At 66.6% G+C, this 1449-nt stretch carries 1 protein-coding gene; it reads left to right on the top strand.

The window, feature by feature from the left end; all coding sequences use genetic code 11:
- Positions 1 to 1449: toprim domain-containing protein (locus ACTWQF_RS36740; protein WP_443284121.1), on the top strand; the 1449-nt coding region annotated here is incomplete at both ends.

The following is a 1449-nucleotide window of genomic DNA, read 5'->3' as shown; positions in this document are numbered from 1 at the left end:
CGTGCCCGTCAGACGGCGTTTCTGGTGCCTGGGCTGACGATTGTCGTGCGGGACGAGCGCGGGCTGGAGGGGGAGGGTGTCGCGGAGGAGACGTTCCGTTTCGACGGTGGTATCAGCGAGTTCTGTGAGTACCTTGCGCAGGACAAGGCGGTCTGTGACGTGCTGCGGCTCCAGGGGCAGGGGACCTTCAAGGAGACTGTGCCGGTGCTGGATGAGCGGGGGCACATGATTCCCACCGAGGTGCAGCGGGAGCTGGGGGTGGATATCGCGCTGCGCTGGGGGACGGGGTACGACTCGTTGCTGAGGTCGTTCGTGAACATCATCGCCACGCCGAAGGGCGGTACCCATGTCGCGGGTTTTGAGCGGTCGGTCACCAAGACGGTCAACGAGGCGCTGCGTACGCACCGGTTGCTGAAGGTCGCCGACGACGATGTCGTCAAGGACGATGCGCTTGAGGGGCTGACCGCTGTGGTGACGGTGCGGCTGGCCGAGCCGCAGTTCGAGGGGCAGACCAAGGAGGTGCTGGGCACCTCGGCCGCCTCGCGGATCGTCGCGCAGGTCGTGGCCAGGGAGCTGAAGGCGTTTTTGACCTCTTCCAAGCGGGATGCCAAGGCGCAGGCGCGTGCGGTGCTGGAGAAGGTCGCGGCCGCTGCCCGTACGCGTATTGCGGCGCGGCAGCACAAGGAGGCGCAGCGCAGGAAGACCGCGCTGGAGTCCTCGGCGCTGCCGGCCAAGCTGGCCGACTGCCGCGCCGATGACATCGACCGCACCGAGTTGTTCATCGTGGAGGGTGACTCCGCGCTCGGCACCGCCAAGGTGGCGCGCAACTCCGAGTTCCAGGCGCTGCTGCCGATCCGGGGCAAGATCCTCAACGTGCAGAAGTCGTCCGTCTCGGACATGCTCAAGAACGCCGAGTGCGGGGCGATCATCCAGGTCATAGGAGCCGGGTCCGGGCGGACCTTCGACATCGACCAGGCCCGCTACGGCAAGGTCATCTTCCTCGCCGACGCGGACGTGGACGGGGCGCACATCCGCTGTCTGCTGCTCACGCTCTTCCAGCGCTACATGCGGCCGATGGTCGAGGAGGGCCGCGTCTTCTCCGCGGTGCCGCCACTGCACCGGATCGAGCTGATCAACCCGAAGAAGGGACAGGACAAGTACCTGTACACCTACTCGGACAACGAGCTGCGCCAGACGCTGCTGGAGCTGGAGCGGAAGAAGATCCGCTACAAGGAGTCCATCCAGCGCTACAAGGGCCTGGGCGAGATGGACGCCGACCAGCTGGCCGAGACCACCATGGACCCCCGTCACCGCACCCTGCGCCGCATCAACATCAGCGACCTGGAGGCGGCCGAGCAGGCATTCGACCTGCTGATGGGCAGCGAAGTGGCCCCGCGCAGAGAATTCATCAGCTCCTCCGCCGCCACGCTGGACCGCTCCCGCATCGAC

The sequence above is a fragment of the Streptomyces sp. 8N114 genome, from assembly GCF_052245835.1.
GTDB lineage: Bacteria > Actinomycetota > Actinomycetes > Streptomycetales > Streptomycetaceae > Streptomyces.
This window is presented reverse-complemented; position numbering and strand designations above follow the sequence as displayed.